At 69.1% G+C, this 2,633-nt stretch carries 3 protein-coding genes; all 3 read left to right on the top strand.

All coding sequences use genetic code 11. The features are described 5' to 3' along the window. Positions 1–241 precede the first annotated feature (241 nt). Positions 242–766, top strand: a complete 525-nt coding sequence (locus ACEQXV_RS11865; RefSeq protein ID WP_370269316.1) for a 2Fe-2S iron-sulfur cluster-binding protein — start codon at positions 242–244, stop codon at positions 764–766. Further along, entirely contained in the window at positions 763–1,758 is a 996-nt protein-coding gene (locus ACEQXV_RS11860) for a xanthine dehydrogenase family protein subunit M (RefSeq protein WP_370269315.1), read from the top strand. Before ACEQXV_RS11865 ends, ACEQXV_RS11860 begins: the two co-directional genes overlap by 4 nt. After that, positions 1,755–2,633, top strand: an 879-nt coding sequence (locus tag ACEQXV_RS11855; RefSeq protein ID WP_370269313.1) for a xanthine dehydrogenase family protein molybdopterin-binding subunit, incomplete at its 3' end; no start/stop codon positions are given. The genes ACEQXV_RS11860 and ACEQXV_RS11855, both read left to right, overlap by 4 nt.

Raw genomic sequence — 2,633 nt, 5'->3', positions numbered from 1 at the left:
ATGGGGTTAACGGCCAGGCGGGGCAGATGTTCCTTAATTGTTGATAACATTTGACCGGAGCGATTAGCGGACTCACGGCTGAACTCTCGGGCACCACGACGCGGAAACCGGCTGATGGCGCCGCGGCCCGGAAACGTCCCGGGAACCTTGTCGCGCCGCAGCAGTTGCCCTGCAGAGCCGCCACAGCCAGCCTTGGCCGGACACCGTCATCTGTCATCGCCATGCCGCCACAGGAGCCCCTATGCAGATCACCCTGAATGTGAACGGCGTATCCCGCGCGCTGGATCTGGACACCCGCGTCACCCTTCTGGATGCGCTTCGGCATCATTTGAGGCTGACGGGGTCGAAGAAAGGCTGCGATCACGGGCACTGCGGGGCCTGCACCGTGCTGGCCAACGGGCGCCGGATCAATGCCTGTCTGAGCCTCGCGGTGATGCATGACGGCGATGCGATCACCACGGTCGAAGGGCTGCACGAGGCAGGCGGGGCCGGGTTGCAGCAGGCCTTCATTGACCATGACGGGTTTCAGTGCGGCTATTGCACCCCGGGCCAGCTGTGTTCGGCCATAGGGATGCTGGACGAGCTGGCGCAGGGCTGGCCCAGCCACGCGAGCGACGGTCTTGAGGGGCCGTTCCCCCTGACGCAGGCGGAAATCGCCGAGCGGATGAGCGGCAACCTGTGCCGTTGCTCGTGCTATCCCGGCATCAACGCCGCGATCCGTGACGCGGCCAAGTCCGGCACCGGCGCGACGGAGGCTGCGGAATGAGGCCCTTCGATTACCACCGCGCCCGCGACTTGCAGGATGCGCAGGCCAGTCACGGGGCCAGTCACGGGGCCGGTCACGCGTCTGGCGCGGCCTTCATCGCCGGCGGCACCAACCTTCTGGACCTGATGAAACTGCAGGTGATGACGCCTGAGCGGCTGGTCGATATCTCGCGTCTGGGGCTCGACCGGATCGAGGATGACGGCGACGGGCTGCGCATCGGCGCCACCGTCACCAACAGCGACCTGGCCGCCGATCCGCGCGTCCGCCGGCGCTGGCCGGTCCTGTCTCGTGCGCTGCTGGCCGGGGCGAGCGGCCAGTTGCGCAACAAGGCCACGACCGGCGGAAACCTGCTGCAGCGCACGCGCTGTCCGTATTTCTATGACCCCGATACGCCTTGCAACAAGCGCGATCCCGGCGCGGGATGCGCCGCGATGGGCGGGGAATTGCGCAACCACGCGGTGCTGGGAACCTCGGCGCAGTGTCTCGCTCTCAGCCCCGGCGACATGCCCGTGGCCCTGCGCGCCCTCGATGCCGTGATCGAAATCCGGGGTACCGACGGCCGGACCTGTGCGCAACCGATGGAGGGTTTTCACCGGCTTCCCGGCGACACGCCCGAGCAGGAGACGGTGCTTGACCCCGGCGAGCTGATCACCGCGGTGCGTCTGCCGGCGCCGCGGGGCGACCGGCAGGTCTATCGCAAGGTCCGCGACCGCGCGTCCTATGCCTTTGCGCTGGTTTCGGTCGCGGCGGTGCTGCGGCTGGAGGGCGGGGTCATTTCCCACGCCGCGCTGGGCTTCGGCGGGCTGGGCACGGTGCCATGGCGCGACCCCGAGGTCGACGCGCTGCTGACGGGCGAGCGTCCTTCGGCGGCCTTGTTCGACGAAGCGGCGACGCTGTTGCGGCGCGGCGCCGAACCGCGCGAGGGCACGGCGTTCAAACTGCCCCTGGCGCGCCGCGTGCTGCGGGCCGTGCTTGAGGAGGCGACACAATGACCATCCCGCTGAAAGTGGACGGCAATAGCCCCGACCGCATTCCCGATATGAAGCAGGGACTTGTCGGCACCGAGATTGCCCGCCCCGAAGGCCCGCTCAAGGTGACGGGACAGGCGCCCTATGCGGCCGAGGATCTGCCCGAGGGATGCGCTTTCGGTACTCTCGTCCGGGCGCCGCGATGGGGCAGGGTGAGCCTGTGCAACGAGGAACGGCTGGCGGCGATGCAGGGGGTTCTGTCGGTGCTGCGCGATCCGGCAATGATCCGGCGCACCGCGCAGGGTGGGGCCGGCAAGGCGCCCGCGCAGGGAATGGACGAGGCCGATTTCGCGGGCCAGTCCGTCGCGCTGATCGTGGCCGAAAGCTTCGAGGTGGCGCGCGATGCGGCGCGCGCGGCCGAGGTTGCGGTGGATGGCCCCGCGCCCGCTGTCGACCCGGACCACCAGGAGACCGAGGGCGAACCCGACAGCCACGGCGATCTTGAAGCGGCGATGCGCGGCGCCGCGCATGCGCTGGACGTGACCTATACCACACCCTCGCTGGCCGCTGCCGCGATGGAACCGCACGCGGCCGTCGCGTGGTGGGACGGCGATGGCGTCACGGTTCGGACCTCGCTGCAGATGCTCAAGCATAACCGCAAGGAGCTGGCGGATTGCCTGGGGATCGACCCGTCCCGGGTCCGGGTGCTGTCGCCCTATGTCGGGGGTGGCTTCGGCTCGAAACTGGGGGTATCGCCCGAAGCCGTGGCTGCGGCCTTGGCGGCCAAGACGCTGGGGCGCCCGGTCTGCGTGGTCCAGGAACGCCGGCAGGTCTTCGAACTGGTCAACCGCCGCTCGGAATCGCGTCAGCGCATCCGGCTGGCGGCGGATGAAGACGGG

It is taken from the genome of Nioella sp., from assembly GCF_964229645.1.
Classification (GTDB): Bacteria; Pseudomonadota; Alphaproteobacteria; order Rhodobacterales; family Rhodobacteraceae; genus Nioella.
Note: the sequence above shows the minus strand (reverse complement) of the source record. Positions and strands in the feature narration are given on the sequence as shown.